Raw genomic sequence first — 24,111 nt, 5'->3', positions numbered from 1 at the left:
CACGGGTGCTGCCTCCGGTGCTCGGTGGGGCGGGACGTGCTCGACGGGTGCTGGCACCAGTGCCGCACGGGGTTGTCGACGTGGCGTGGACGTCTCGTCGACGCGGAAAACCGAGGACCAGCGGACCTCCTGCTGCACAACGGCTCTCGACCGGCCGACGCGAGGCCGGAACTCATGCCCGTCCTTCCGTGGACGGCGCGGTCCCCCGCGGCCGGTAGTTTCCCAGCATGAACAGTTCCAGGAGACCGGTGCACGTCCGTCGTCCCGCGGGAGGCTGGGAACTCCTCCAGATCGCACCCGAGGTGTTCTGCGCGCGGACGCCCCTCGCGAACTGGTACCTGCTGCGCGACGGGCCCGACCTGACCCTGATCGACGCCGGCTACCCCGGCCACGGGGAACTCGTGCTGGCCTCCGTCGCGGCGCTGGGGCACCAGCCCCGCGACGTCCGTGCGGTCCTGGTGACCCACGCCCACGTCGACCACGTCGGAGGGCTGGGCGCCGTGCTGCGCGCGGTGCCGGGGGTCCCCGTGCTGCTGGACCCCGCCGAGGTCGCGCACGCCCGTCGCGAGCACCTGGAACAGGTCGGCGTCCCGACGGTGCTGCGCCAGGCGTGGCGTCCCCGCGTCGCGGCCTGGGCCGTGCGGGCGGTGCGCAGCGGCGGCACCCGGGACGTGCGGATCGCCGACGCGCAGGCGTTCCCGTCCCCCCGCGCCGGCGCGGCCCTCGACGTCCCCGGCCGCCCCGTGCCGGTGCCGACCCCCGGGCACACCAGCGGGCACAGCGCGTTCCTCCTCCCCGACCTGGGTGTGGTCCTGACGGGCGACGCCCTCGTGACGGGACACCCGCTCAGCGCGGTCGAGGGCCCGCAACTGCTGAGGGGTTTCTTCCACCACGACCCGGCGGCCACGCTGGAGGCCCTCGACGTGCTGGCCGCGGTGCCGGCGGACGTCATCGGCCCCGGGCACGGCGCGCCCCTGGAGTTCCCGCTGGACCGGGCGGTGGCCGCCGCGCGGTCGCGCTGACGAGACGTCGACACGGGCGTCCACACGCCGTCGACACGTCGTCGACGGACAGGAGGTGGAGTGGTCCACGACGCCGGAACGAGCGGCGACCACGTTCGACCTCCCTGGAGACGATGCTGTGAAGAACGCTGTGGACACCGCGACCGGGCAGTCCCCGGTCACCCCCGCCCTGGACGGCCTCGACGCCCTGGTCGGCGCCGTGGACGGGCAGGTCCTGCTCCCGGGCGACGACGGGTACGCCGCCGAGTGCTCGCCCTACAACCTGGCCGTGGCCCACTCCCCGGCGGTCGTCGTCGGTGCCGCGAGCGCCGCCGACGTGCAGACCGCGGTGCTCTTCGCGGCCCGCCGGGGACTGCCGGTGGCCGTGATGGCCACCGGTCACCAGGGTTCGCCGTCCACCGACGGTGCGGTGCTGGTCACCACCCGCCGGATGGACGACGTGAGCGTCGACCCCGTCCGGCGCACGGTGCGCGTGGGGGCCGGGGTCCGCTGGCAGGCGGTGGTGGACGCCGCCGCCGAGCACGGGCTCGCCCCGCTCAACGGGTCCTCGCCCCTGGTCGGCGTGGTCGGCTACACCCTCGGCGGGGGGTTGAGTCCCACGATGGGCCGCGCCCACGGCTGGGCCTCCGACCACGTCACCGCCCTCGACGTCGTGACCGCCGACGGGCGGCTGCACCACCTCGAGAACCGGCCGGACTCCCCCGACGCCGACCTGTTGTGGGGTCTGCTGGCCTCCAAGAGCAATGTGGGGATCGTCACGGCACTGGAGTTCGGGTTGTTCCCCGTGACCCACCTGCACGCCGGGGGGTTGTTCTTCGCCGGTGAGCACGCCGGAGCCGTGCTGTCCGCCTACGCCGACCTGACCGCGAACGCCCCGGACGAACTCACCACCTCGATCGCGCTGACGCGCTTCCCGCCGCTGCCGTTCCTGCCGGACTTCCTCAGCGGGAAGTTCGCGGTGCACGTGCGTTTCTCCCTCCTCGGGGACGCGGCCACGGCCGACGCGTTGCTCGCGCCGTTGCGCGGGTGCGCCCCGGTGGTGCTGGACACGGTCGCCGAGATCCCCTACCGGGAGAACGCGGCCATCCACGACGATCCCGTCGACCCGGCGCCCTTCGTCCAGCGCACGGTGCTGCTGCGGGAGTTCACGCCCGGGTCGCTGGCCGACCTCGTCGACCTGTTCGGTCCCGACTCCGACTGCCCGGCGCACATCGTGGAACTGCGCCAGCTCGGTGGTGCGCTCACCACGAACCCCGACCTGCCCTACGCCGCAGCGCACCACGACGCCGCGTTCGCGTTGTGCGTCTTCGTCATCGGCCCGGCGCAGGCCGGCACGGCGTCGGCGTGGACGGACCGGGCGTTCCGTCGCCTGGAACCGCACTCGGCGCCGGGCACGTACGCGAACTTCGTCGCGGCCTGGGACACCGACCCCGAGGACGTCCGCCGGGCCTACCTGCCCGAGACCTTCGCCCGTGCGCAGCGGGTGAAGGCGACCTACGACCCGCAGAACCTGTTCCGCCTCAACCACAACGTCCTGCCCCGCTCCTGATGCGACTCCCCTGGAGAACGAGAATGACCACGCGAACCCTCACCACCGACAGCGCGACGTCCGCGGAACTCAGCCACCTCGTGGACCACCACGAGGTCGTCGACGCCGTCCTGCGCTACACCCGCGCCCTGGACCTCGCCGACGCCGACCTCATGACCTCGGCGCTCACGCCGGACGCGACCGTCGACCTCACCCCGGCCACGGCGAAGATCGGTCTGGAGTTCCCCGTCCTGACGCCCCGGGAGACCGTCGTGGGCGCTCTCGTCGGCGCCGTCGGTCCCCTGGACACCAGCCACAGCGTCACCAACCCGCGCAGCGAGATCACCGGCGACACCGCCGTCCTGACCTGCTACGCCCAGGCCATGCACTTCCTGCCCGGCCAGGGACCCGACCCCGTCCAGACCCGGCACGCCCTGATGATGAACCGCTACACCGCCCGGCTCGTGCGTGACGGGGCCACGTGGCGCATCCAGCACCTCAGCATCGACAGCGCCTGGTTCGAGGGTGACCCGACCGTCCTGGTCTCCCAGGTCTGAGCCCCCGGCGGGGTGGTCGGGACGGGCGCGGTGTCCTCGCGCCCGAACCCGGCCACCCACCCGGCCCGTCGTCAGCCACCTGTTCTTGACTGAACGGTCCACCACGGCGTAGGTTAAAGACCGAACAGTCCACTACAAGAACGGAGCACGACGATGAACGCAGCACTCACCGGCAAGACGGCCCTGGTGACCGGCGGGACCTCCGGCATCGGCCTGGCGGTCGTCCGCCGGTTCGTCGAGGAAGGGGCCCACGTCGTCGTGACCGGGCGGCGCCAGACGCAGCTCGACGCGGTCGCGGCCGAACTCGGCGACGCGGTGACCACCGTGCAGGCCGACGCCTCCGACCCGGCGCAGGTGAACGCCCTGTTCGAGGCCGTCGCCGCTCGCGGCACCGGACTGCACGCGGTCCACGTCAACGCCGGCGGCGGGGAGTTCAAGCCCCTGGCCGAGGTCAGCGCGCAGGACATCGACACCGCCTTCGCGACCAACGTCCGCGGCACGATCCTCACCGTGCAGGGCGCGCTGCCCTTCCTCGGGGAAGGCGCCGCGATCGTGGTGACCGGCTCCACCGCCGGATCGGGGACGGAGAAGGACTTCGGCCTCTACGGCGCCTCGAAGGCCGCGGTGGCGACGCTGACCCGCACCTGGGCCGCCGAGCTCGCCCCGCGCGGGATCCGCATCAACACCGTCGTCCCCGGCCCCACCGAGACGCCGGGACTGACCGGTCTGGCCCCGGGCAACGAGGCCGGTCTCCTGGCGGCCATCGCCGCCGGGCTGCCCTTCGGCCGGGTCCTGCGCCCCGAGGAGGTCGCCGCCACCGTCCTCTTCCTCGTCTCCGACCAGAGCTCCGGCATGACCGGCGGCGAGGTCTTCGTCGACGGCGGCTCCACCATCGCCTGACCCACCCGGTCCGGACCAGCCCCGCACCACGCCAGCCGACGAGGAGGAAACCCCGATGAGCGACCGCACCACGTCCGTCCCGGCCACGACGGAACGCGAACCCGCACCCCCGCCCGCGCGCCGGGGACGACTCGGCGTCGCGTCCGTCGCCCTCGGGTCGTTCGCGATCGTGCTCTCGGAGTTCCTCCCCGTCGGACTCCTCCCGGCCATCGCCTCCGGCCTCGACGTGCCCGTCGGGACGGCCGGGCTGATGGTCGTCGTCACCGGGCTCCTCGCGGCGGTCGCCGCTCCCGCGGTCACGGTGGCCGCCTCCGGACTCGACCGGCGCGTCGTGCTCACCGGGCTCAGCGCACTGCTGGTCGTCTCCGACGTCCTCGCCGCCCTGGCCCCGACCTTCCCGCTCCTCCTGCTCGCCCGGGTGCTCCTGGGGATCAGCCTCGGCGGGTTCTGGGCGATCGGGGCCGGGATCGCCGGGCGCCTCGTGGCCCCGGCGGACACGATCCGGGCGACCGCCCTGATCACCGGGGGGATCTCGGTCGCCACGGTCGTCAGCCTCCCGCTGGGCGCGGCGGTCTCGGCGTTCGCGAGCTGGCGCCTCGCCTTCGTCATCGGCGGTGCGGTCGGCCTCGCCGCCCTCGTCCTGCAACTGATCGCCCTGCCCGGTCTCCCTGCGGCGCAGCGTGTCCGGGTCTCGGCGCTCGGCGCGCTGTTCCGCGTGCCCCGCGCCCGGGTCGGACTCCTCGGGGCCGCGTTCGCCTTCGCCGCGCAGTTCGCCGCGTCCACCTACGTCACCCCCTTCCTGCAGGACCGCGCCGGCGTCGGCCCCGGGACGGTGACCTTCGCGCTCCTCGTGTTCGGCCTGGCCGGGATCGCCGGCAACTTCGCGGCCGGCGCGACGCTGGGCCGCAGCGTGCTGGGCACGGCGGGGACGGCCCAGGTCGTGCTCGCGGCGCCGGTCGTGCTGCTGCCGCTGCTGGCGCGCAGCACCGTCGGGGTCCTCGTGCTCGTCGTGGTGTGGGGCTTCGCGTGGGGCGCCCTGCCGCTGGCGATGCAGACGTGGATGTCCACCGCGTCACCGGCCGGGGCCGAGACCGGCCTCGCGCTGTTCGTGACGACCATCCAGCTCGCCATCGCCGCGGGTTCCGTCCTCGGCGGTCTGGTGGTGACCTCCGCCGGCCTCGACACGGACTTCCGCCTCGCCGGCGCGATCGCCTTCGCCGGGGCCCTGGTGTTCGTCGTCCTCGGTGCACGGCGCACCGAACACGCTGCCGCGCAGGGCTTCTCCCCCGTCGGTTCGATCCCACCTGGAGCACCGTGAGCGCCTCCCCGGCCGTCACCACCACCCTCGACCTCGGGGGGACCACCCTCACCTACCTGCCCGACGGCGAGTTCCGCGCCGAGCCCGGCGTGGCCTACCCGGCAGGTCACGACGACCTGTTCGCCGACGACCTCGACGTCGTGGACGGGGACGGCCTGCTCGTCCTCAGCGTGGGTGCGGTCCTCATCAGCACGGGTGAGCGCCGCGTCCTGGTCGACGCCGGCATCGGCGCCCGGACCATCCCCCTCGTCCGTCCGGGGACGACCCGCGACGCGTACATGCGCGGCGGGACGCTCCTCGACAGCCTCCACGAGGTGGGGGTCGAACCCGGTGACGTCGACGCGGTCCTGCTGACGCACCTGCACGCCGACCACGTCGGCTGGCTCGGGAACGAGGCCGGCGACGACGTCCCCACCTTCCCGAACGCGGAGCTCTGGCTCAGCGAGGACGAGTGGGACTTCTGGACCCACCCCGAACAGCGGGGTGACCCCGTCGGTCCGCGGCCCCACGAACTGGAGATCATCGGTCCCCGGCGCCGGTCCCTGGTCGAGGGCTGCGAGCCCGTGGCCGGGGTGCGGACCGTCGCGACCCCGGGACACACCCCGGGCCACCTCGCCTTCGCCGTGCGGGGGAGCCGCGGCCACGCGCTCGTCGTCGGCGACGCCGTCCACTGCCCGGCCGAGGTCCTGCACCCGGACCTGGCCTGGGTGGGCGACCACGACGCGGCGGCGGCGATCCGCACGCGGGCCGACCTGGCCGACCGCGTCGGTCGCGACGGCGCCGTCCTCGTCGGGCCGCACTTCCCGGACGCGGTCTTCCGCCGCTACGACCCCGCAGCGACCCCGTCGCTCACGCCGCTCGCCCCGTAGGCGGGGCGGACGTCGGCGGCGCCCCCGCTCGCCGGGGTGCGTCAGGATGGTGCGACGCCCAGGTATCGACCCCGGAGGGACGACCATGCCCAGACCCCGCTCGTTCGACGAGGCGGACGTCATCGCCCGCGCGCGGAAGGCGTTCGCCGAGACGGGTTTCGCGGGCACCTCGCTCGACACGCTGCTGGAGGCGACGGGCCTGGCCCGCCAGAGCCTCTACAACACCTTCGGCGGCAAGCGGGACCTCTTCATGCGGGCGTTCCTCAGCGACGCCGCCGAGGCGGTGGACGCCGTGGAGTCGATCCGGCACGGCTCGGACGACCCCATCACCCGCATCCGCGCGCAGCTGGTGAAGGTGGCCGTCGAGCACGGCTCGGCGCAGGCGCCCCCGTCCCTCTTCACCAAGGCCGCCGTGGAACTCTCCGCCCAGGACCCGGAGGTCGCAGCGACCGTCGCCGCCGCCTTCGAGTCGATGCGGGCGCACTACGCCGCCTGCATCGTCGAGGCCCAGAGCGCGGGTGAGATCGAGACCGACGCCGACGCGGACTCCCTCGGCGCGTACTTCTGCGCGGTCCTCGAGGGCATGTCCACGCTCGGGGGGTCGGGGGTCTCGCGCGCGACGCTGCTCGACATCGGGCTCACCAGCCTCGCGGCCGTCCCCCTCACCGACCTCGGCCGCGACCACCTCGGCACGGGCGAGGGCGAGTGGTCCTGAGCCGCCGCTGCCGGCCCGGCGTCCGCCGGGGCTCAGAGCGACCGGCAATAGGCGGAACGCGGGGGACCATGCCGCACGACCTGGGAGCTGAGAGCCCGCTGCTGGTGCGGTCTCTGGACGCTCTACGCCGGGCCCAGCGAACAGGGCAACCGACCGACTGCCGTCGCTCTTGGAGTCGGGCGGTGGGCAACGACAGGGCAAGCTCGGCCGGACCAGCAGATGACGCAGGCAGTTCAGAGCACGCGCAGGACCTCGTCGTCGAGGTCGGCGGCTGGGAGCACGACTGCTGCGGTCCCGCCATCGAGCGCAACGCGGTGATCGAGCTGAGTGTCTACCCCTGGACGGGGCCCGACGGTCGCGAGCGCCTCGTCGAGGGCCGCCACGACATCGGGGAAGCGGGCACTCCGGTCTACCAGCGCGTGCGCGGTCGGGTCACGAACCTGCATGTCGTGCACGAGGACGGCACGATCGAGGCAATCGCCCGGGTACCGAGCGGCTCGGCGTTGTGCGGCACCGACGACGGGGACGACGGGCACCTGGAGACCCCGTGGACCGGGGAGCTGATCGCGGCCCGCGGGTCGGAGTTCCTCGTCACCCTCCAGCAGGCGCCCCAGGTTCAGCAGGCTCAGTAGTCGAGGCGGACTCGCTCGTGGCGGCCGACGCGGGCTGATCCTGTTCTGCCACGGCAAGGTCGGTGGGGAAGTACATGAGCGCGGAGAAACCCATTCCCTCACTCAGCACGATGGGGGTGTCGTCGTCATTGACGGCCAGGCCCAGCTCGGGCAGGGACACCTCGACGGTGTAGGTGCCCGCCTTCAGGTAGCGCTTGATGTGTCCGGCGTCGTCGAGGGTGTCGCTGGACAGTTCACGACCCCCGCCGTCGCGGAAGGAGACGTTCGCGCGCGCGGCCGGGAGCCCATGGCAGGTGCCCTCGTGGCAGAGCGAGAAGGAAGCGGTGACCTCGATCGAGCTGTCCGGCTCCCCGCCGCCGCACGAGGTGAGCAGTAGCGCGCACAGGCCCGTCGCGGCGAGGCCCAAGCGCTGGTGAACGGTCGTGATCACGACCGCATGCTCGCACCTGACGTCGGCGCCGGTGAGGCTTCGAGGGAATGCTCCACCCCACGTGGCAGCCCTCGACTGCCGTTGGCGCTCGCCTGATGCGCCGCCGCAGCGAGGCGCTCTGGTGGCGGGATGACCGCTGCTCCGGTGGGCCTGGGAACTACGTGCTGGGGAGTTTTCTGGCGTCAGAGTTGGTGGTTCGCGGCGCCTTGGGCGTGGATGGCGTCGATGCGTTCGTTCTCCCGCTGAAGGCGCTTCTTGCGGGCGGCTTGACCGTCGCCCCAGATGCCGAGTAAACCCACGAGGCCGAGGGTGAAGAGGATCCAGGAGCGTGCGTCGTTGATACGTCCCTGCACGCCCAAGAAGATCAGGGCGGCTATCAGGACGGCGGGCAGGATTGCGCCCAGCCATACCTGGGGGCGGTTGGAGAGCACGAACCTTTGCAGGAGCAGGACGGCGAGTCCCACGGCCGCACTCAGCAGGTGATCGATGACGCTGTTCATGGTGCTTACCTCTCTGCGGCAGCCCGATAGGCGCCGATGACGCGGTCGGCGACGTCTCGGGGGACGCTGCCGTCGATGACCATCCCGGAGATGGCGGTGATGAAGGGGTCAGCGGGTGCGGCTTCGACGGCCTGGACCTTCTCGATGATGCGGTCCAGGCGGGCGCGGACGGTGGGGTAAGAGACGCCGTAGGTGGCAGCGACGGCCTTCAAGGAGCCGGAGGTGAGGACCAGGGTGCGCACGAAGGATCGGTCGCTGTCGGTGAGCGCTTCAAGCCACGGTTCCACGACCAACCTTCCTGCGCGATGTTCAACCTGACTTGCACATTACGCAGACGGCGACGGGAACGGCAAGGCCCTTCGCCGGTTCCACCCGAGCGTTGGGCGGGTCGAGACTTTCGTCGCACCTAGCCGCAGATCGGCGTCGAGGGCCGCCTCGGCGTGCTGCAGGGTCGCATTGCGGTGAAGGGAGTGAGGGCCCCGATCCAGGTCGGCAAACAGTGGCCGGTGGAGCGCACCCACGCCTGGTTCAACGGCTACGGCAAGCTGCGCCGGATCACCGACCGGTCTCGTCCGGTGGTGGAGTTATGCACCCACCTCGCGGCCGCGATCACCGTCTTGCGCTGCCTGATCAACGAGGCCCGCAACCGCTACCGCTGGCCTGGTCGCCCCACCACCCGCCGGCTGCGGTGACGCCCTACTGCCGGTCGCTCTAAGCGCAGGCGGGCGGTGGACCGACGACCCACGCGGGCGGCGTGCCCTCCATGGGCGGCAGCTCCCCTTCGGGAGGGCAGACCGCGTCGAGCAGCAGGGCCCCGTACCGGCGCCAGGCCGAAGGGCCTTCACCGCGGGTCCGGTCGGCGATGGAGCCGATCATCGAGGACACCGACGGCACGTCGGCCGCCGTGAAACCTTCCCGGACCGCCCCCTCCGCGTGCGCGCGGTCCACGAGCCGGGTCACCGCTTCGCTCAGGTCGGCCCGCAGCCGCTCGGCGTCCGCCGTGGCGGGGGCGGCCCGCATGACGGTGGTGGACAACGCCTTGTCCCCGGCCCGCAGCTCCATCGTCCCCAGCAGGTAGGACCGCAGGCCCTCCCGGCCGCTGGGCCGGTCCGCGCAGCGTTCGGCCAGCGCGAGCAGGTTCTCGAGCTTGGCCTCGACGAGGCCCCCGAGCAGGGCGTCCTTGTCCGGGAAACGGCGGTAGACCGTCCCGACCCCCACCCCGGCGGCCTCGGCCACGTCGTGCAGGGTCACGTCCAGACCGCGCTCGGCGAAGAGGCGGCGGGCGGCGTCGACGATGAGCGCCCGGTTGCGGACGGCGTCGGCGCGCAGCGGTCGGTCGTGGGTCGTCGTGCTCACGGTTCCAGGGTACTCGTGCGCCGGGAACAAATGGACGCCTCGCGTCCGTTTGCGTGTACGCTGGTGGAAGTGGACGCAACCCGTCCGTTTGACGCCGGCCTCCGATCGCCGCCAGCACCTCGAAACTCCTGGAGAACTCGTGAGCTCCGACACCGCTCCGACCAACACACCGCCGCACGCGGGGCAGCACGCCGCGGCGCACCCCGCCCACAAGGCCACCAAGGACCACCGCTGGTTCGTCCTCGCCGTCATCGGCATCGCGCAGCTGGCCGTCGTGCTCGACGCGACCATCGTCAACATCGCGCTCCCCGCGGCCCAGGCGGACCTCGGTTTCGCCGACGACCAGCGACAGTGGATCGTCACGGCCTACTCCCTGGCCTTCGGCTCGCTGCTCCTGCTCGGCGGTCGCCTCGGCGACCTGTTCGGGCGCAAGAACCTCTTCATCATCGGGCTCATCGGTTTCGCCGGCGCCTCCGTGATCGGCGGCCTCGCCGAGAACTTCGGACAGCTCGTCGCCGCCCGTGCCCTCCAGGGCGTGTTCGGCGCCCTGCTGGCCCCCTCGGCCCTGGCCCTGCTGACCACGACGTTCACCGATCCCAAGGACCGGGCCCGCGCGTTCGGCGTCTTCGGCGCCATCGCCGGATCCGGCGCCGCCACGGGAGTCCTGCTCGGTGGCGTCCTCACCGAGTACACGACCTGGCGCTGGTGCCTCTACGTGAACGTCGTCTTCGCCGCCATCGGCGTCGTCGGTGCCCTCCTCTTCATGCCGAAGGCCACCCGCGGACCCCGTCCCCGCCTCGACCTGATCGGCACCATCACCATCACCGCCGGCCTCGTCGGGATCGTCTACGGGTTCTCCTCCGCCGAGACCAACGGGTGGTCCGACGCGGTGACCATCACCTGCCTCGCCGCCGGCGTCGTCCTCGTCGCCCTGTTCGTGGTCGTGGAGTCCCGGGTCTCGCACCCGCTGCTGCCGCTGCGGATCGTGCGTGACCGCGACCGCGGTGGAGCGCTCATCGCGATCGGCCTCGTCGGGGTCGCGATGTTCGGCATCTTCCTGTTCCTGACCTACTACCTGCGTCAGACGCTGCAGTTCTCCTCGTTGGAGACCGGGCTGTCCTTCCTGCCGATGCCGCTCTCGATCATGACGGCCGCGACGCAGATCACCCCGCGCCTGCTGCCGCGCATCGGGCCGAAGGCGCTCATCACCATCGGCTCGCTCGTCGCCGCCACCGGGGTGCTGCTGTTCCTGCGCACCAACACCGAGAGCCACTGGGCCGGAACGATCCTGCCCGCCCTGGTCGTGACCGGTCTGGGCATGGGACTGATCATCTCCTCGGCCATGAACACCGCGACCAGCGGTGTGGCCCGCGAGGACGCCGGCGCGGCCAGCGCCAGCGTCAACACGTTCCAGCAGGTCGGCGGTTCCATCGGCACCGCGCTGCTGTCGACGATCTTCGCGAGTTCCGTCGCCGCTCACGGCGGGAACCCCGTCGACGCCGTGCTGCACGGCTACCACGTGGCCTTCGCCTGCGGCGCGCTCGCCCTGGTGCTCGTCGCGGTCATCTCCGGCAGCCTCATCAACCGGCACTCCGTCCGTCAGGAACGCCTCGCCGCGATCGGTTCCATCCCGATCCCGACGGCCGCGCACTGACCCACCCCGCCCCGAACCGCGATCTCGCTGGGTCTCCCAGCGGGATCGCGGTTCGTGCTTCCGGGGTCAGGCCTGGTCGAGGACGCGGTCGATGTCGTCGAGGACGCGTTGCCCGCCCAGCGGCCCGACCCCGGACACCCAGTAGGAGGTGTCGACGAGGGAGACCGCCGGGAAGGCGGCGGGGTTGTCCCGGATCAACGTCGGGACGGAACCCGGGTCGGCCACGTCGGTGGTCGTGACGAACACGTGGTCCGCGGCGGCCTCGGGAACCCGTTCCGGGGAGACGTCGACGAGGATCGAGTCCTGCCAGTCGCGGTCGGGGATCGTGAACCCCGCGCACTCCAACGTGCTCCCGGCGAACGACGTCGGCCCGTAGAGGCTCAGCGTCGCCTCGTCCCGGGGACGGACGAGGTTCGCCGTCGTCCCCGTCAACCGGTGCTCGGCCTTGATCTCCTCGCACCGCGAGCGGTACCCGGCCAGCAACCGGTCGGTCTCCTCCGCCTGACCGAGCGCCTCCCCGACGAGCCGCACGTTGTCCTGCCAGGGGTCGGCCTGGGTCGCCATGAACACCGTCGGTGCGATGCCGGCGAGCTTCCCGTAGAGGTCCCCGTGCCGGGAGTCCGTCCCGAGGATGAGGTCGGGTTCCAGCGCCGCGATCGCCTCGAGGTCCGGTTCGGGGACCGTGCCGACGGACTTCACGGCGTCGCCGACCCCGAGGTAGGCGGGGATCCCCGCCACGTTGCTCGCGACGGCCGCTCCGACCGGGGTCACCCCCAGCGCCACGGCGGTGTCGAGTTCGAGGGGTTCGAGCACGACGACCCGCCGGGGTTCTGCGGGAACTTCCGTCGTGCCCCGGGCGTGCGTCACGCTGCGCTCGGCCGCGGCGGCGGTGTCTTCCTCGGCCGAGGAGACGTCGGAGCACCCACCGAGCAGGAGTCCGGCGGTCAGGGCGAGGGCGAGGGGTCGGGAGCGCACAAGAGGGAAGCCTAGCCTCACCTGTAGCGTTCGCGGATCAATCCCTGCGAGGATCCGGCCATGACCTCGCCGGAACGCGAGACCCTGAGGTTCAACCCGGACAACGCCACGACCGACGTCGTCGAACGCGTCCACGCCCCCGACGGCTCCACCCGCGTCCACAAGCAACTGCGACGCACCGGGACCGGCACCGACGCCCCGGCGCACTGGAGGTCGTCGTCGACCCCCGCGGACTGGAACCACTGGGCCCGCGAGGCGGAGGTGTACGCCGACCCCGCCTTCCGCGCGTCGCTGGCCGGGACGGGACTCGACCTGCCCGCCGCCGAGGTCGTCCCCGACGGCGACACGACGAGCCTGTGGCTGGAGGATGTCCCCGGCACCGCCGGAGCCGACTTCGCGCTCGCCGACCACGTCGCGACGGCGACCGCTCTGGGCCGCTGGCAGGCCCGACCGCCGCACCCGCTGCCGAGCTGGGCATCGCGCGGTTTCCTCCGCGCGTACTCCACCAGCCGCCCCGGCGATCCCGGCCTCGTCGACGACGACGCCGCCTGGCGCCGGCCCCTCGTCCGCGACAACTGGCCGGTCGACCTGCGCGCCGGGTGGCGCCGGCTGCTCGACCACCGCGAGCACCTGGTGTCCGTGGTGGAACGTTTGCCCCGCACGCTGTGCCACCTCGACGCCTGGGCCGCGAACGCGATCCGCCGGCCCAGCGGCGAGGTCGTCCTCCTGGACTGGGCGTCCGCCGGGGACGGTGCCGTCGGTGAGGACCTGGGGAACTGGCTGCCGGACGCCTGCTTCGACCTGTTCTGGCCCGCGGAACGCCTCGGGGAACTCGAGGCCGCGTGCTGGCCCGCCCACCTCGACGGGTTGCGGGCGGGCGGGTGGGACGGGGACGAGCGCGACGCCCGGCTGGGCGTGGTGGCCTCGTGCGTGAAGTACGCGTGGCTGCTGCCGCTGCTGCTGGAACGGGCCGCCGAACCCGAGCACGACGCGTACCACCGCCCCGTCGACGCCGGGCACCTGTACCGGCAACGCGGTCTGGTCCTGTCCCACCTGGTCCGCTGGTGCGACGAAGCCCTCGACCTGACCGGCTGACGACGGGGTCCCGTCAGGAGGAGATCAGGAGAAGAACTGAGCCACCAGAGGCAGCGCGACCGTCATCGCCAGGGCGTTCAGCACCATCGCCGCGCTCGACCACCCACCCGTCACGTCGGACTCGGTGAGCGCCCGCGACGTGCCGATCCCGTGCGACACCATCCCGATCGCGAAACCGCGCGCCCGCGGGTCGGACACGCGCACCCGGTCCAGCAGCCACGGGCCGACCGTCGCCCCCAGGACACCGGAGACCAGCGTCAGGACCACGGCGAGCGTCGTGTTCGCCCCGATCGTCTCCCCCACCGTCAGCGCCACGGGCGTGGTGACCGAGCGGGGCAACGTCGTGAGCACGAGGCTGTCGTCGGCCCCCAGCGCCAGGAGCGCGGCCACGGTCACGCCGACGCTCACGACACCCGTCACCACGAGGGTCACGAGCACCGCCGCCCGATCGGCGAGCAGCGCCCGACCCGACCGCAGCAGGGGCAGCGCGAGGGCCACCGTCGCCGGGCCGAGCAGCAGGGTCAGGATCGACACGGAGGCCAGGTACTCCTGGTAGGAGATGCCGAGGACCTCCAGCACCACCGAGACCACGACCATCGCGACGAGAACGGGAGCCAGCAGCGCGGGCCGCCCGAGCCGGCGGTGCAGTTCCCCGGCGCCGAGGTAGGCCGCGACCGTGAGGGCCAACCCGAAACCGGGCGCGTGGATCAGCGCGCTCACGCCGACTCCCTGCGGCGCAACATCTTCTGCAGCAACGACCCGGCGACGACCAGGCCGGTCGCGAACGAACCGCCGACGGCGAGGGCCAGGGGCCCGGCCGAGTGGACCAGGGTCGACAACTGCGTCAGCGCCCCCACCCCGGGCGGGACGAAGAGCAGTTGCAGGTGCTTCAGCAGCGGTTCGCCCGCGGGTTCCGCCCGACGCACGAGACCGGGGAAGCGGGCTCCGACGACGAGGAGCACCACGAGCCCGACCACGGCCCCGGGGACGGGGAGGTGGGTGACGTCGACGAGCAGCGTACCGAGCAGTTGCAGCCCGAGGAGCAGGGCCAGCGCCGCGAGGACGGCGGGCACGTGCGGGGCCCAGCCGCGGCCGGGCGGGCGGGGGGCGTCACGCCCGCCGGCACCGGGGTTCAGTCCCACCAGAACCGCCACACCCCCACGCCGACGAGTTCGCCCGCGTACCCGGCGAGGTCCCCGGGCCCGTCCTGGAAGATCGCGTCGTAGCAGAACCCCAGGTGCTCCGCCGCGACGGGGAACGCCTCCGCGGCGTCGCTCGGCGGGGCCGCGACGCTGACGAAGAGGGTGTCGAAACCCATCGCCACCACCCGCGCCCCGAACCGGTCCTCCCAGCTGCGCAGGACGGACGACAGCGTCCCCGGGTCGGCGTCGTGGTTCGTCGCCCCGAGCCAGCCGAGCTCGGCGAGCACGTCGGCCCCCCGCTCGGCCTGCACCAGTCCGAGGTGACGGTGGGGCCCGTGGGTCAGCAGCTCGTCGGCGAGCACCGCGGCGACCGAGGCGGGGTCGGCGAGGGGCGCGAGCGCCGGGGACAGACCGGGCCAGGCGGGTGCGCCGTCGGGGAACTCGTCGTCGTCGAACGCGTCCGCGAAGTCCCCGGCGAGGAACTCCTCCACCGCCGCGGCGTCCAGGGCCCGCCAGCCGGTGGGGGCGAACTCGCCCTCCAGCCAGGGGCGGGCGACGTCGTCGTCCGCGAGGCCCTCGAGCAGGACCGGCCACAGCCCCGTGACCGCGTGCGCGGCGGCCAGTTCCGTCCACGCCCCGACCGACGCCGGCACCGCGGAGACCCACAGCAGCGGTTCCGCGCCGGGGTAGCCCGCCGGGGACACCAGCCGCCCCGACGGCAACCCGGGGACGGCGGCGACGAGCTCGGCGAGGGTGGTTGCACGTCCGGTCACCCGACCACCGTCGCAGACCGCGACCGGGAACGGGCCACCACCCCCGTGGATCGCGGGGTCAGGCGCTGAAGGTCTGACCCGTCAACCGTTCGTAGGCGTCGACGTAGCGGTCGCGGGTCTTCTCCACGACCTCGGCGGGCAGTTCCGGCGGCGCGTCGGCACCCCGGCGGTCCCAGCCCGACGCGGGCGAGGTGAGCCAGTCGCGGACGAACTGCTTGTCGAAACTGGGCTGCGCGCGACCGGGTTCCCAGGTCTCGGCGGGCCAGAACCGCGAGGAGTCGGGGGTGAGGACCTCGTCCCCGAGGATCGTCACGCCGTCGACCGTCCCGAACTCGAACTTCGTGTCGGCCAGCACGATCCCGCGTTCCCGCGCGATCCCCTCGGCCCGGCGGTAGACCGCGAGCGTCAGGTCGCGCAGTTCCGCGGCGGCGTCGGCGCCGATGGTCGCGGCGACGTGCTCGAAGGTGACGTTCTCGTCGTGCTCGCCGAGTTCGGCCTTCGTCGCGGGCGTGAAGATCGGCTCGTCGAGGCGGGAACCGTCGACCAGTCCCGCGGGCAGTTCCAGCCCGCAGACGGTGGAACTCTCGCGGTACTCGGCCAGACCGGAACCCGTGAGGTACCCGCGGGCCACGCACTCGACGGGGAACATGGCGAGGTTGCGGCAGACCATCGCGCGTCCGGCCACGGCGGCGGGCACGTCGGTGGAGAGGACGTGGTTCGGGACGACGTCGCGCAGCTGCTCGAACCACCACAACGACAGCGCGGTCAGCACCTTCCCCTTGTCGGGGATCGTGCTGGCGAGCACGTGGTCGTAGGCGGAGATGCGGTCGCTCGCGACCACGAGCACGGTCCCGTCGTCGCCCCCGGCCGGGACGTAGAGGTCGCGGACCTTGCCCGAGTAGGTGTGGGTCCAGCCGTCCAGCTCGAGAACGCTCATGCGATCACGTCCGTCGCTCGCGACCCGGTCGCCACCGTCAGCGCGATGTCGCGACGGAACCGGCCACCCTCGAGGTCGATCAGTTCCACGGCCTCGTAGGCCACCGCCCGCGCCGCAGCGAGGTCGGCGCCGACGCCGACGACCGAGAGGACGCGCCCCCCGGAACTCACGATCCCGGTGCCGTCGGGGGCGGGGGCGGTGCCCGCGTGCAGCACCGCGGCCCCGCCGACGGCCTCCGCGGCGTCGAGACCGCGCAGCAGACCGCCCGTCACCGGGGCCTCCGGGTACCCCGGCGCCGCGAGGACGACGGTGACCGCCGCGTCCGCGCGCCAGCGCAGCGCCGGCTGGTCGCGCAGGACACCGGTCGCGCAGGCGTGCAGCACCCCGCCCAACGGGGTCGCGAGCCGGGCGAGGACGACCTGGGTCTCCGGGTCGCCGAAGCGGGCGTTGAACTCGATGACCCGCACACCGCGCGAGGTCATGGCCAGGCCGCAGTAGAGGACACCGCTGAACGGGGTGCCGCGCCGGGCCATCTCGTCGACGACGGGCTGGGCGATGCGCTCCACGACCACGTCGGAGAGGTCGGCCGGCGCCCACGGCAGCGGCGAGTAGGCGCCCATGCCGCCGGTGTTCGGGCCCTCGTCGCCGTCCAGGGCCCGCTTGAAGTCCTGCGCGGGGGCCAGGGCGATGACGCTCTCGCCGTCGGTGAGGCAGAAGACGCTGATCTCCGGGCCGTCGAGGAACTCCTCGACGACGACCGGGCCGTGGGCCAGGCAGGTGCGGGCGTGCGCGAGGGCCGCCTCCCGGTCGTCGGTGACGACGACGCCCTTGCCGGCGGCGAGGCCGTCGTCCTTGACCACGTGCGGGGCACCGAAGGCGTCCAGCGCGGCGGCGACCTCGTCCTCCGTCGTGCAGAGGTGCGCCATCGCGGTGGGGACGGCGGCGGCCGCCATCACCTCCTTGGCGAAGGCCTTGGACCCCTCGAGGCGGGCGGCCTCGGCCGACGGGCCGAAGCAGGCGATGCCGGCGGCGCGGACGGCGTCGGCGACACCGGCGACGAGCGGTGCCTCCGGACCCACGACGACGAGGTCGGCGCCGAGGCGGACCGCGAGCGCCGCGACGGCGTCGGGGTCGCTCGCGTCGACGGGTTCGACGGGGGCGACGAGCGCGATCCCGGCGTTGCCGGGGGCCGCGAGCACGCGGTCGACCCCGGGATCCTCGAGCAGGGCACGCACCAAGGCGTGCTCACGGGCACCGGATCCGATGACGAGGACGTCCACGGGGACCGAGGGTAGAGGTTCCGGGGTGGCCTTCACGACGTCGTAGGAGAGGATCACTCCCGTGCCCCGCACGATCCCCTTCGCCGTCACCGTCCGACGGCGCAGCCGCACCGGCTGGCAGCGGTGGCAGGGCTCGTGGTGGCAGATCATGCAGTGCGGTCTCGGCGCCGGGGTGGCGTGGATGCTCGCGCAGGCGTTGTGGGACCAGCCCTACCCCGTCTTCGCGTGCGTCGCCGTCGTCGTCTGCCTCGGGGTGCAGAACAACCAGCGGCTCCGGAGGGTCGGCGAGCTGGGGGTCGGCGTCACGATCGGGGTGCTGCTCGGGACGGGCGTCGTCGCCCTGGTCGGCCGGGGACCGCTGCAGATCACCGCGATCGTCGCGGCGGCCATGCTCATCGCGCGGTTCCTGGACTCGGGGATCCTGCTGGTCAACCAGGCGGCGCTGCAGGCGTCGTTCATCGTCGCCTACCCCCCGCAGGCCGGGGGGAGTGGTTCCGCGCGCTGGCTGGACGCCATGACGGGCGTGGTGGTCGCGCTGGCGATCGCGGCCCTGCTGCCGCCGGACCCGCGCCGCGACGTCCGCGGCCGGTCCCGGGCCTACGCGGGACAGTTGGCGGACCTGCTGGAGGACGGCGCCGACGCGATCCGCAGCCACGACGCCGCGAAGGCCCAGGAGGTGCTGGCCCGGGCCCGGAGCACCTCCACCGAGCTCGAGGGCTGGTCGCAGTCGGTGAACGCCGGTCAGGAGGTGCACCGGCTGTCGCCGTTGCGACGCAGCGGTCGCGGCGAGATCGCGCAGCAGAAGAAGCTGCACGCCGGGATGGACCGGGCCACGCGCAACGTCCGGGTCGCGCTGCGGCGGGTCGCGACGGCCCTGCAGTACGGCGAGCAGATGCCCGACTCCCTGGCCGGCGCCCTGGACTCCCTCGCGGCGTCGGTGCGCTCCCTGGGTGAACCGGCCTACGCCGGGGAGACCGTCCCGCCCTCGGTGGCGGGTCTGAAGGAGCTGGCGGTGACGCTGGGCCCGCGCACGCTGGGGGCGGAGTCGTTGTCGGCGACGGTGGTGGTCGCGCAGCTGCGCTCGACGGTCGTGGACCTGCTGCAGGCGCAGGGGGTCAGCGCCGCTGAGGCGCACCGACTGCTGCCGCACTGACCGCCGCCCTGACCTCGCCCCGCCGACCCGGGCCGCAACGACCTGGGATAGTAGGAGCATGAGCTCTCACGCCGCGGCTCCCGCCGCCATCGAAGCAGCCCCGGTCAGCGGCGGTCCCGTCTCGGGGTACGCCCGCGGGGTGGCCGTCCTCGTCCTGGGCCTGGGTGTCCTCGGGCTGATCCCGGGGGTGACGACGAACTACGACGCGATGGGGTTCTTCCGTTCCGACGCCCACCTCTTCGGGCTGTTCACGACGTCCGTCGTGAGCGCGTCGTTGCAGATCCTCTTCGGGCTGACGGTCCTCGCGTTCTCCGGGTCGCCGCGCCAGGCGCACAAGACCGTCTGCTGGGTCGCCATCGCCTACCTGGTCGCCGGTCTGGCGGGGGCGGGCATCGTCGTGAACTCCCCCAGCGACGTCCTGCCGGTGAACGTCGCGAGCAACTGGCTGCACCTGGCCCTGGGCATCGTCATCGCGGCCGGCGCCGCACGCACCCGCGCCAAGCACGTCGAGGAACTGGGCGTCTTCTGATCCGCCTGCGTGCCGTCGTCCTCGACCTGGACGGCACCCTCTTCGACCACCGCGGCGCATCCCGCGCCGCGGTGGCGGACTGGCTCCGCAGTCTGGGCCGCGAACCCGACGAGGCGACGCAGTCGGCCTGGTCGCAGATCGAGGAACGCCACCACGCCGACTGGCGGGCCGGTCTGGTCTCGCACGACGAGCACCGCCGTCGCCGCCTCCGCGACTTCCTCCCGCTGGTGGACTCCCCGGTCGGCGACGACGCCGTCCTGGACGAGCAGTTCCAGCGCGACTACCTCACCCGCTACCGCCGCCACTGGCGGGCGTTCGACGACGTCGAGGCGGCCCTGGCCGCGATCGGCGCGGCGGGCCTCCGCGTGGGGTTGCTGACCAACGGGATGCCCGAGCAGCAGAACGCGAAGCTCGAGGTCCTGGGCCTCGCCGGACGGGTCGGGCCGGTCGTCACCGCCGGGGAGCTCGGCCTGGCCAAGCCCCGGCCCGAGGCGTTCCGCGCGATCTGCGACCGTCTGGGCGTCGACCCCGCCGCGACCCTGCACGTCGGCGACGACCACCCCGTCGACGTCGTGGGCGCGCGTGCGGCGGGGATGTTCGCGGTCCACCTGGACCGCCACGACGAGGGTCCCCACGACGAAGCCCTCCGGATGCGGTCCCTCACCGAACTGCCCCGCTTCCTCGGGGCTCAGGTGAGCGGCAGGTCGTAGTAGTCCTCCGTCGTCACCGGCTCGAACCCGATCGAGGTGTAGAGGCCGAGGGCGCGCGGGTTGTCGACGGCGACCTCGAGGCGGACCGACGTCGCCCCGTCGGCGAAGAACTCCCGGCAGCTGCGGCGCAGCACGTCGCGGCCGATGCCGCGGCCCTGGGACCGGGGGTCGATCGCGAACCCGTACACGCCACCGACCGCGCCGTCCCGGGTGAGGCGGACGGTCCCGACGGGTTCCCCGTCGTGCTCGATGACCAGCGTCCGGGTGGTCCGGAGGCTCTGCAGCAGGTGCCCGGGTTCGTGCCCGAAGGCGGCGGCCAGCACCTGCGTGAGGACGGGGACGTCGTCGACGGTGGCGGCCCGCAGCGTCGTCGCGGGGTCCTCGACACCTTCCGCCGGGACGCGGTCGAGGCGCAGGGCGTGCTCGGAGTGCTCCAAGGCCGCTCCCACGCTCTCGGCGAGGTGGCGGCCCGCCTCGGAGGCGCGCGGCACGATGAGCAGCGCCTGCTCGGAACCGCGTTCCCGGCACACGTCGATCGCCGCGGCCAGCATCGCCGTCCCGATCCCGCGTCCCCGGGCGCCGGGGTCCACCATCCCGGCGATCTCGACCGCCGGGCCGCCGTGGGAGTCGAAGGCCGCGAACCCCACGACGCGGTCCCCCTCGAACCACAGCAGGTCGTTGGTGCGCTCCTCCGAACGGTGGCGCAGGTCCTCCCACTCGATCTTCAGGCGTCCGCCGTCGTGGGCGACGACACGGCGTTCGAGGTCGGCGACGGCGCGCAGGTCGTCGTCGGAGAGGCGGGTCCGGGGTTGCAGCACACCCCCATCCGACCGGTTCCGCCGCACGGCGGTCAACCGGGAATCCGCTGGTCACCGCCCCCCGGTCCGGGCCAGGGTGGTCGCGTGGACGACGAGATCACCGCGTACTACGACCGCGGACGGGAACGGGGCCGGCTGACGTCGGGCGCGGGACGCCTGGAGTTCTGGCGCACCACGGAACTGCTGGGCCGCTGGCTGCCCGCGGCGCCGGCGACGGTCCTGGACGTGGGCGGGGCCGCGGGCGTCCACGCCTTCCCCCTCGCGGAGCGGGGCTACGCGGTGCACCTGCTCGACCCGGTCGAACTGCACGTGGCACAGGCCCGGGCGGTGGAGACCCCCGCGCCGCTGGCCTCCGTGCTGCGTGGGGATGCGCGCGCCCTGCCCTTCCCCGACGGCAGCGCCGACGCCGTTCTGCTGCTCGGGCCGCTGTACCACCTGGTCGAGGCCGCGGATCGCGCGCTCGCCCTGCGGGAGGCGTTCCGGGTGCTGCGCCCCGGCGGGGTCGTGGTCGCGGCGGCCATCAGCCGCTGGGGTTCCGCGCTGGACGGCGTGCTCCGCGGCTGGATCGCGGACGAGCAGTTCGCGGCGGTGGTCGAGGAGGACCTGCGGACCGGTCGGCACCGCAACGACTCCCGCCGCGAACGGTGGTTCACGACCGCCTACTTCCACCGTCCCGAGGAACTCGCGGCGGAACTGTCGACCGCGGGTTTCACGGTCGACGGTCCCGTCGCGGTCGAGGGGTTGGCCGGTCTGGCCGACGCCCACCTCGGGGAACTCCTCGACGACCCGGTCAGCCGCGAACGCCTGCTCGGCCTCGTCCGCGCGACCGAACGCGAACCCGCGCTGCTCGGGGTCGCGGGGCACCTGCTGGCGCGGGGATCCCGGCCGTGACCTCGGGGGTCCCGGCGGGCGTCCCCGTCGCGGAGCGCAGACTCGTCTCGCGGAAGAAGAACGCGATGACCAGGGCCAGCACGGCGAACGGGGTCGCGGTGAGGAACACGTCCGCCACGCCGGCGCCGTAGGCCGCCGCGACGATCCCGCGGACGGGTTCGGGCAGGGTGTGGACGTTCGGGACGCCACCCCCGCCGAGGGCGGAGGCCTCGATCCCCGCGGAGCGCAGGCCGGTCATCAGGTGGGTTCCGACCCGGTGCGCGAGAACGGCTCCGAGCGCGGAGACGCCGATCGCGCCACCCAGGGTGCGGGTGAAGGCGATGAACGAACTCGCCGCCCCGAGGTCCTCCCGGGCCACGACGTTCTGCACGGCCAGGACGAGGTTCTGCATCATCATCCCGACGCCGGCCCCGAGGAGGAACATCGGGACCGCGACGAGGACGTAGGCGGTGTCCGCAGCGATGGTCGTCATCAGCGCGAGACCGGCGCTGAGCAGGACCCCACCGGCGACGATCCAGCCCTTCCAGCGTCCGGTCCGGGTGATGGACCGGCCGGCGACCGTCGAGGCCAGGGTGAGACCGAGGATCATCGGCAGGGTGGAGAGGCCGGCCGTCGTCGGCGACTGCAGCCGGGCGGACTGGAAGTACTGCGACAGGAACACCGTGCCGCCGAACATCGCGATGCCGACGAACAGGCTCGCCACGGCGGAGAGCACGACGGTGGGGTCGCGGAAGAACCGCAGCGGGATGATCGGCTCGACCGCGCGGGACTCCACGAGGACGGTCAGGCCGAGCAGGGCGACCCCGCCGCCGACGAGGGCGGCGGTCTGCCAGGAGGCCCAGTCGAACTGCTGACCGGCCAGCGAGACCCAGACGAGCAGGGCCGACACCCCACCGGCCAGCAGCAGCGCCCCGGCGTAGTCGATGTGGACCTCGCGCTTCACGGTGGGCAGGTCGAGGGTGCGACCGAGGACGAAGAACGCGAGCACGGCGAACGGGACCCCGACGAAGAAGCACCAGTGCCAGGACAGGTGCTCGGTGAGGGCGCCCCCGACGAGCGGGCCCCCCACGGTGCCCAGCGCGAACGTCGCCCCGAGGTAGCCGGAGTAGCGACCGCGTTCGCGCGGCGCGATCATCGAGGCCATGATCACCTGCGCCAGCGCGGTGAGACCGCCGGCGCCCAGCCCCTGGACGACCCGCATGGCGATGAGCATCCCCATGCTCTGCGACAACCCCGCGACCGCCGAGGCCACCACGAAGAGGACCAGCGCGGACTGCACCAGGACCTTCTTGTCGAAGAGGTCGGAGAGCTTCCCCCACACGGGGGTGGAGATCGTCGTCGCGAGCAGCGAGGCGACCACGACCCAGGTGTACCCGGACTCGCTGCCGTGGAGGTCGGCCACGATGGTGGGCAGGGCGTTGGAGACGACCGTGGAGGAGAGGATCGCGACGAACATGCCGAGCAGGAGGCCGGAGAGGGCCTCCATGATCTGGCGGTGCGTCATGGGCGCCGGAGGAGCGGATGGTTGCTGCACACACCTTGTTTCGGTTCGTCCCGGCAACCGCTTGAGACCTCCGTCCGGGTGACGCCCGGAAGTCGGTCGCCGCGGCGGCGACCCCGTCACTACCATCGGAGGTGATGGACACCGAACCCCCCGTGCTGTCCCGCCGCGGCGAGACGATCACCCTGGACCCCGACACCGCGGGTGACGTCCACCGGCACAGCGCCTTCAGCGTCTGGGACGACGTCGACGGGGTTCCCGCGGGCGTCGACCCCGGCACCCAGCTGCACGCGGGCAGCGAGCCCGTCCCGGTGCGCCGCAGCGACCTCGACGACGTCGCCCGCGCCGAGACCGAGGCCCTCGTCTCCCTGGGCGGCGCGGTGGACCAGGCGTGCCTCACCCACCTGCTCTCCCTGGTGGCCGTCGAGGACGTCAGCGCGGACGCGCTGGCCGGGTGGCTGGTCGCGGCGACGGCGTCCGTGACCGAGGCGGTCGCCCCGACCTGCACCCCCAACGCCTACCTCGACACGCTGCTGCGGCGCCACGCCCGCCTCGGCGCCAGCGGTGGTGGTCTGGCCCGGCGCCGCTTCGTCGACGCCGAGTGGTGCGAGGCGGACGTGCTGCTCATGAGCCGCCGCGAGACGCCGTTGCACGCCGTGGTCGCGGAGGAGCACCTCGCCGCCCTGCGCGGCTACCTCGAGGTCACCCTGACCTCGATCGACTTCGGTCCGGAGGAGTTCCTGCAGGCCCGGGCCGTCTTCAGCTACTCCCCGCGGATCAGCCTGCACCCGGGCGCGATCCGGATCGCGCGCGTGCAGGTCTGAGG

27 protein-coding genes and 1 pseudogene are annotated in these 24,111 nt (G+C 73.2%); 16 read left to right on the top strand and 12 right to left on the bottom strand.

The features are described from left to right. The first annotated feature begins 227 nt into the window (after positions 1–227). From SJY07_RS16615 to SJY07_RS16580, 8 genes are all read left to right on the top strand, one after another. Entirely contained in the window at positions 228–1,022 is a 795-nt protein-coding gene (locus SJY07_RS16615) for an MBL fold metallo-hydrolase (protein WP_380160580.1), read from the top strand. Between the two features lie 118 nt (positions 1,023–1,140). Beyond that, the gene (locus tag SJY07_RS16610; RefSeq protein WP_380160578.1) at positions 1,141–2,571 is read left to right on the top strand and encodes an FAD-binding oxidoreductase; all 1,431 of its coding nucleotides are present in this window, start codon (positions 1,141–1,143) and stop codon (positions 2,569–2,571) included. A gap of 23 nt (positions 2,572–2,594) precedes the next feature. Next, on the top strand, positions 2,595–3,107 hold the full coding sequence (locus tag SJY07_RS16605) for a nuclear transport factor 2 family protein (RefSeq protein ID WP_380160576.1): 513 nt from the start codon (positions 2,595–2,597) through the stop codon (positions 3,105–3,107). Positions 3,108–3,260: 153 nt separating this feature from the next. Then, on the top strand, positions 3,261–4,007 hold the full coding sequence (locus tag SJY07_RS16600) for an SDR family oxidoreductase (protein WP_328293124.1): 747 nt from the start codon (positions 3,261–3,263) through the stop codon (positions 4,005–4,007). A 55-nt stretch (positions 4,008–4,062) separates the two neighbouring features. Continuing rightward, positions 4,063–5,325, top strand: coding sequence for an MFS transporter (locus tag SJY07_RS16595; protein ID WP_380160574.1), 1,263 nt, complete (start codon positions 4,063–4,065; stop codon positions 5,323–5,325). Further along, positions 5,322–6,194 carry an MBL fold metallo-hydrolase gene (locus SJY07_RS16590; protein ID WP_380160572.1) on the top strand — a complete coding sequence of 291 codons (873 nt, stop codon included), beginning with the start codon at positions 5,322–5,324 and terminating at the stop codon, positions 6,192–6,194. Before SJY07_RS16595 ends, SJY07_RS16590 begins: the two co-directional genes overlap by 4 nt. Positions 6,195–6,279: 85 nt before the next feature. After that, positions 6,280–6,909, top strand: coding sequence for a TetR/AcrR family transcriptional regulator (locus SJY07_RS16585; protein WP_328293127.1), 630 nt, complete (start codon positions 6,280–6,282; stop codon positions 6,907–6,909). A gap of 182 nt (positions 6,910–7,091) precedes the next feature. After that, complete coding sequence (locus SJY07_RS16580) at positions 7,092–7,541, top strand: hypothetical protein (protein ID WP_380160570.1); 450 nt, start codon at positions 7,092–7,094, stop codon at positions 7,539–7,541. Here the strand turns inward: SJY07_RS16580 and SJY07_RS16575 are convergent. The 3 genes from SJY07_RS16575 to SJY07_RS16565 all read right to left on the bottom strand — a co-directional run bounded on the left by SJY07_RS16575 (position 7,501) and on the right by SJY07_RS16565 (position 8,713). Continuing rightward, positions 7,501–7,971, bottom strand: coding sequence for a hypothetical protein (locus SJY07_RS16575; RefSeq protein WP_328293129.1), 471 nt, complete (start codon positions 7,969–7,971; stop codon positions 7,501–7,503). The two genes, SJY07_RS16580 and SJY07_RS16575, sit on opposite strands and share 41 nt — an antisense overlap. Positions 7,972–8,153: 182 nt before the next feature. Next, complete coding sequence (locus tag SJY07_RS16570) at positions 8,154–8,471, bottom strand: hypothetical protein (RefSeq protein WP_328293130.1); 318 nt, start codon at positions 8,469–8,471, stop codon at positions 8,154–8,156. A 5-nt stretch (positions 8,472–8,476) separates the two neighbouring features. Further along, positions 8,477–8,713: a DUF2089 family protein gene (locus SJY07_RS16565; RefSeq protein ID WP_380160567.1), complete on the bottom strand. Its 237-nt coding sequence runs from the start codon at positions 8,711–8,713 to the stop codon at positions 8,477–8,479. A gap of 213 nt (positions 8,714–8,926) precedes the next feature. Here SJY07_RS16565 and SJY07_RS16560 point away from each other — a divergent pair. After that, positions 8,927–9,163 (top strand): annotated as a pseudogene (locus SJY07_RS16560) (IS5/IS1182 family transposase); the annotation flags it as partial. A gap of 19 nt (positions 9,164–9,182) precedes the next feature. On the opposite strand, the gene SJY07_RS16555 reads toward SJY07_RS16560, so the two are convergent. After that, the gene (locus tag SJY07_RS16555) at positions 9,183–9,827 is read right to left on the bottom strand and encodes a helix-turn-helix domain-containing protein (RefSeq protein WP_328293132.1); all 645 of its coding nucleotides are present in this window, start codon (positions 9,825–9,827) and stop codon (positions 9,183–9,185) included. Between the two features lie 139 nt (positions 9,828–9,966). Here SJY07_RS16555 and SJY07_RS16550 point away from each other — a divergent pair, with 139 nt between their 5' ends. Then, positions 9,967–11,481: an MFS transporter gene (locus tag SJY07_RS16550; protein WP_380160564.1), complete on the top strand. Its 1,515-nt coding sequence runs from the start codon at positions 9,967–9,969 to the stop codon at positions 11,479–11,481. Positions 11,482–11,547: 66 nt separating this feature from the next. On the opposite strand, the gene SJY07_RS16545 is transcribed toward SJY07_RS16550, so the two are convergent. After that, the gene (locus tag SJY07_RS16545; protein ID WP_380160562.1) at positions 11,548–12,456 is read right to left on the bottom strand and encodes an iron-siderophore ABC transporter substrate-binding protein; all 909 of its coding nucleotides are present in this window, start codon (positions 12,454–12,456) and stop codon (positions 11,548–11,550) included. A gap of 60 nt (positions 12,457–12,516) precedes the next feature. Between SJY07_RS16545 and SJY07_RS16540 the strand changes: the two genes are divergently transcribed. Continuing rightward, entirely contained in the window at positions 12,517–13,551 is a 1,035-nt protein-coding gene (locus tag SJY07_RS16540; RefSeq protein ID WP_380160561.1) for a phosphotransferase family protein, read from the top strand. Between the two features lie 24 nt (positions 13,552–13,575). On the opposite strand, the gene SJY07_RS16535 is transcribed toward SJY07_RS16540, so the two are convergent. From SJY07_RS16535 to purD, 5 genes are read right to left on the bottom strand one after another with little or no spacing between them, the layout of a single operon-like run. Continuing rightward, entirely contained in the window at positions 13,576–14,271 is a 696-nt protein-coding gene (locus SJY07_RS16535; protein ID WP_380160559.1) for an LrgB family protein, read from the bottom strand. Next, positions 14,268–14,693, bottom strand: a complete 426-nt coding sequence (locus SJY07_RS16530; RefSeq protein WP_328293137.1) for a CidA/LrgA family protein — start codon at positions 14,691–14,693, stop codon at positions 14,268–14,270. Before SJY07_RS16530 ends, SJY07_RS16535 begins: the two co-directional genes overlap by 4 nt. After that, positions 14,684–15,466 carry a DUF4253 domain-containing protein gene (locus tag SJY07_RS16525; protein ID WP_380160556.1) on the bottom strand — a complete coding sequence of 261 codons (783 nt, stop codon included), beginning with the start codon at positions 15,464–15,466 and terminating at the stop codon, positions 14,684–14,686. The genes SJY07_RS16530 and SJY07_RS16525 overlap by 10 nt, the downstream gene beginning before the upstream one ends. 58 nt (positions 15,467–15,524) lie before the next feature. Next, a complete protein-coding gene (locus SJY07_RS16520) occupies positions 15,525–16,403 on the bottom strand; it encodes a phosphoribosylaminoimidazolesuccinocarboxamide synthase (protein ID WP_380160554.1) in 879 nt (292 codons plus the stop codon). Then, positions 16,400–17,683 (bottom strand): phosphoribosylamine--glycine ligase, encoded by a 1,284-nt coding sequence (gene purD / locus SJY07_RS16515; RefSeq protein ID WP_380162372.1) that lies wholly within the window; start codon positions 17,681–17,683, stop codon positions 16,400–16,402. The genes SJY07_RS16520 and purD overlap by 4 nt, the downstream gene beginning before the upstream one ends. A 61-nt stretch (positions 17,684–17,744) precedes the next feature. Here purD and SJY07_RS16510 point away from each other — a divergent pair, with 61 nt between their 5' ends. The 3 genes from SJY07_RS16510 to SJY07_RS16500 are packed head-to-tail and all read left to right on the top strand — an operon-like array spanning position 17,745 to position 20,075. Further along, complete coding sequence (locus tag SJY07_RS16510) at positions 17,745–18,836, top strand: FUSC family protein (protein ID WP_328293141.1); 1,092 nt, start codon at positions 17,745–17,747, stop codon at positions 18,834–18,836. Positions 18,837–18,894: 58 nt separating this feature from the next. Beyond that, positions 18,895–19,365 carry a DUF4383 domain-containing protein gene (locus SJY07_RS16505; RefSeq protein WP_328293142.1) on the top strand — a complete coding sequence of 157 codons (471 nt, stop codon included), beginning with the start codon at positions 18,895–18,897 and terminating at the stop codon, positions 19,363–19,365. Next, on the top strand, positions 19,362–20,075 hold the full coding sequence (locus SJY07_RS16500; protein WP_380162370.1) for an HAD family hydrolase: 714 nt from the start codon (positions 19,362–19,364) through the stop codon (positions 20,073–20,075). The genes SJY07_RS16505 and SJY07_RS16500 overlap by 4 nt, the downstream gene beginning before the upstream one ends. Here SJY07_RS16500 and SJY07_RS16495 read toward each other — a convergent pair. Next, a complete protein-coding gene (locus SJY07_RS16495) occupies positions 20,054–20,893 on the bottom strand; it encodes a GNAT family N-acetyltransferase (protein ID WP_328293143.1) in 840 nt (279 codons plus the stop codon). The genes SJY07_RS16500 and SJY07_RS16495 overlap by 22 nt on opposite strands. A gap of 84 nt (positions 20,894–20,977) precedes the next feature. Here SJY07_RS16495 and SJY07_RS16490 point away from each other — a divergent pair, with 84 nt between their 5' ends. Next, entirely contained in the window at positions 20,978–21,784 is an 807-nt protein-coding gene (locus tag SJY07_RS16490; protein WP_328293144.1) for a class I SAM-dependent methyltransferase, read from the top strand. Here the strand turns inward: SJY07_RS16490 and SJY07_RS16485 are convergent. After that, positions 21,684–23,288 (bottom strand): MDR family MFS transporter, encoded by a 1,605-nt coding sequence (locus SJY07_RS16485; protein WP_380160551.1) that lies wholly within the window; start codon positions 23,286–23,288, stop codon positions 21,684–21,686. The two genes, SJY07_RS16490 and SJY07_RS16485, sit on opposite strands and share 101 nt — an antisense overlap. A 134-nt stretch (positions 23,289–23,422) precedes the next feature. Here SJY07_RS16485 and SJY07_RS16480 point away from each other — a divergent pair, with 134 nt between their 5' ends. Then, complete coding sequence (locus SJY07_RS16480; protein WP_328293146.1) at positions 23,423–24,109, top strand: hypothetical protein; 687 nt, start codon at positions 23,423–23,425, stop codon at positions 24,107–24,109. The last annotated feature ends 2 nt before the right edge of the window (positions 24,110–24,111 follow it).

The organism is Kineococcus sp. R86509, assembly GCF_042466365.1.
Lineage (GTDB): Bacteria > Actinomycetota > Actinomycetes > Actinomycetales > Kineococcaceae > Kineococcus.
Note: the sequence above shows the minus strand (reverse complement) of the source record. Positions and strands in the feature narration are given on the sequence as shown.

Coding starts and splice junctions, on each gene's coding strand:
- SJY07_RS16570 (WP_328293130.1), bottom strand. CDS start 8,471: ATGAACAGCGTCATCGATCACCTGCTGAGTGCGGCCGTGGGACTCGCC.
- SJY07_RS16485 (WP_380160551.1), bottom strand. CDS start 23,288: ATGACGCACCGCCAGATCATGGAGGCCCTCTCCGGCCTCCTGCTCGGC.
- SJY07_RS16505 (WP_328293142.1), top strand. CDS start 18,895: ATGAGCTCTCACGCCGCGGCTCCCGCCGCCATCGAAGCAGCCCCGGTC.
- SJY07_RS16595 (WP_380160574.1), top strand. CDS start 4,063: ATGAGCGACCGCACCACGTCCGTCCCGGCCACGACGGAACGCGAACCC.
- SJY07_RS16615 (WP_380160580.1), top strand. CDS start 228: ATGAACAGTTCCAGGAGACCGGTGCACGTCCGTCGTCCCGCGGGAGGC.
- SJY07_RS16540 (WP_380160561.1), top strand. CDS start 12,517: ATGACCTCGCCGGAACGCGAGACCCTGAGGTTCAACCCGGACAACGCC.
- SJY07_RS16480 (WP_328293146.1), top strand. CDS start 23,423: ATGGACACCGAACCCCCCGTGCTGTCCCGCCGCGGCGAGACGATCACC.
- SJY07_RS16600 (WP_328293124.1), top strand. CDS start 3,261: ATGAACGCAGCACTCACCGGCAAGACGGCCCTGGTGACCGGCGGGACC.
- SJY07_RS16605 (WP_380160576.1), top strand. CDS start 2,595: ATGACCACGCGAACCCTCACCACCGACAGCGCGACGTCCGCGGAACTC.
- SJY07_RS16585 (WP_328293127.1), top strand. CDS start 6,280: ATGCCCAGACCCCGCTCGTTCGACGAGGCGGACGTCATCGCCCGCGCG.
- SJY07_RS16520 (WP_380160554.1), bottom strand. CDS start 16,403: ATGAGCGTTCTCGAGCTGGACGGCTGGACCCACACCTACTCGGGCAAG.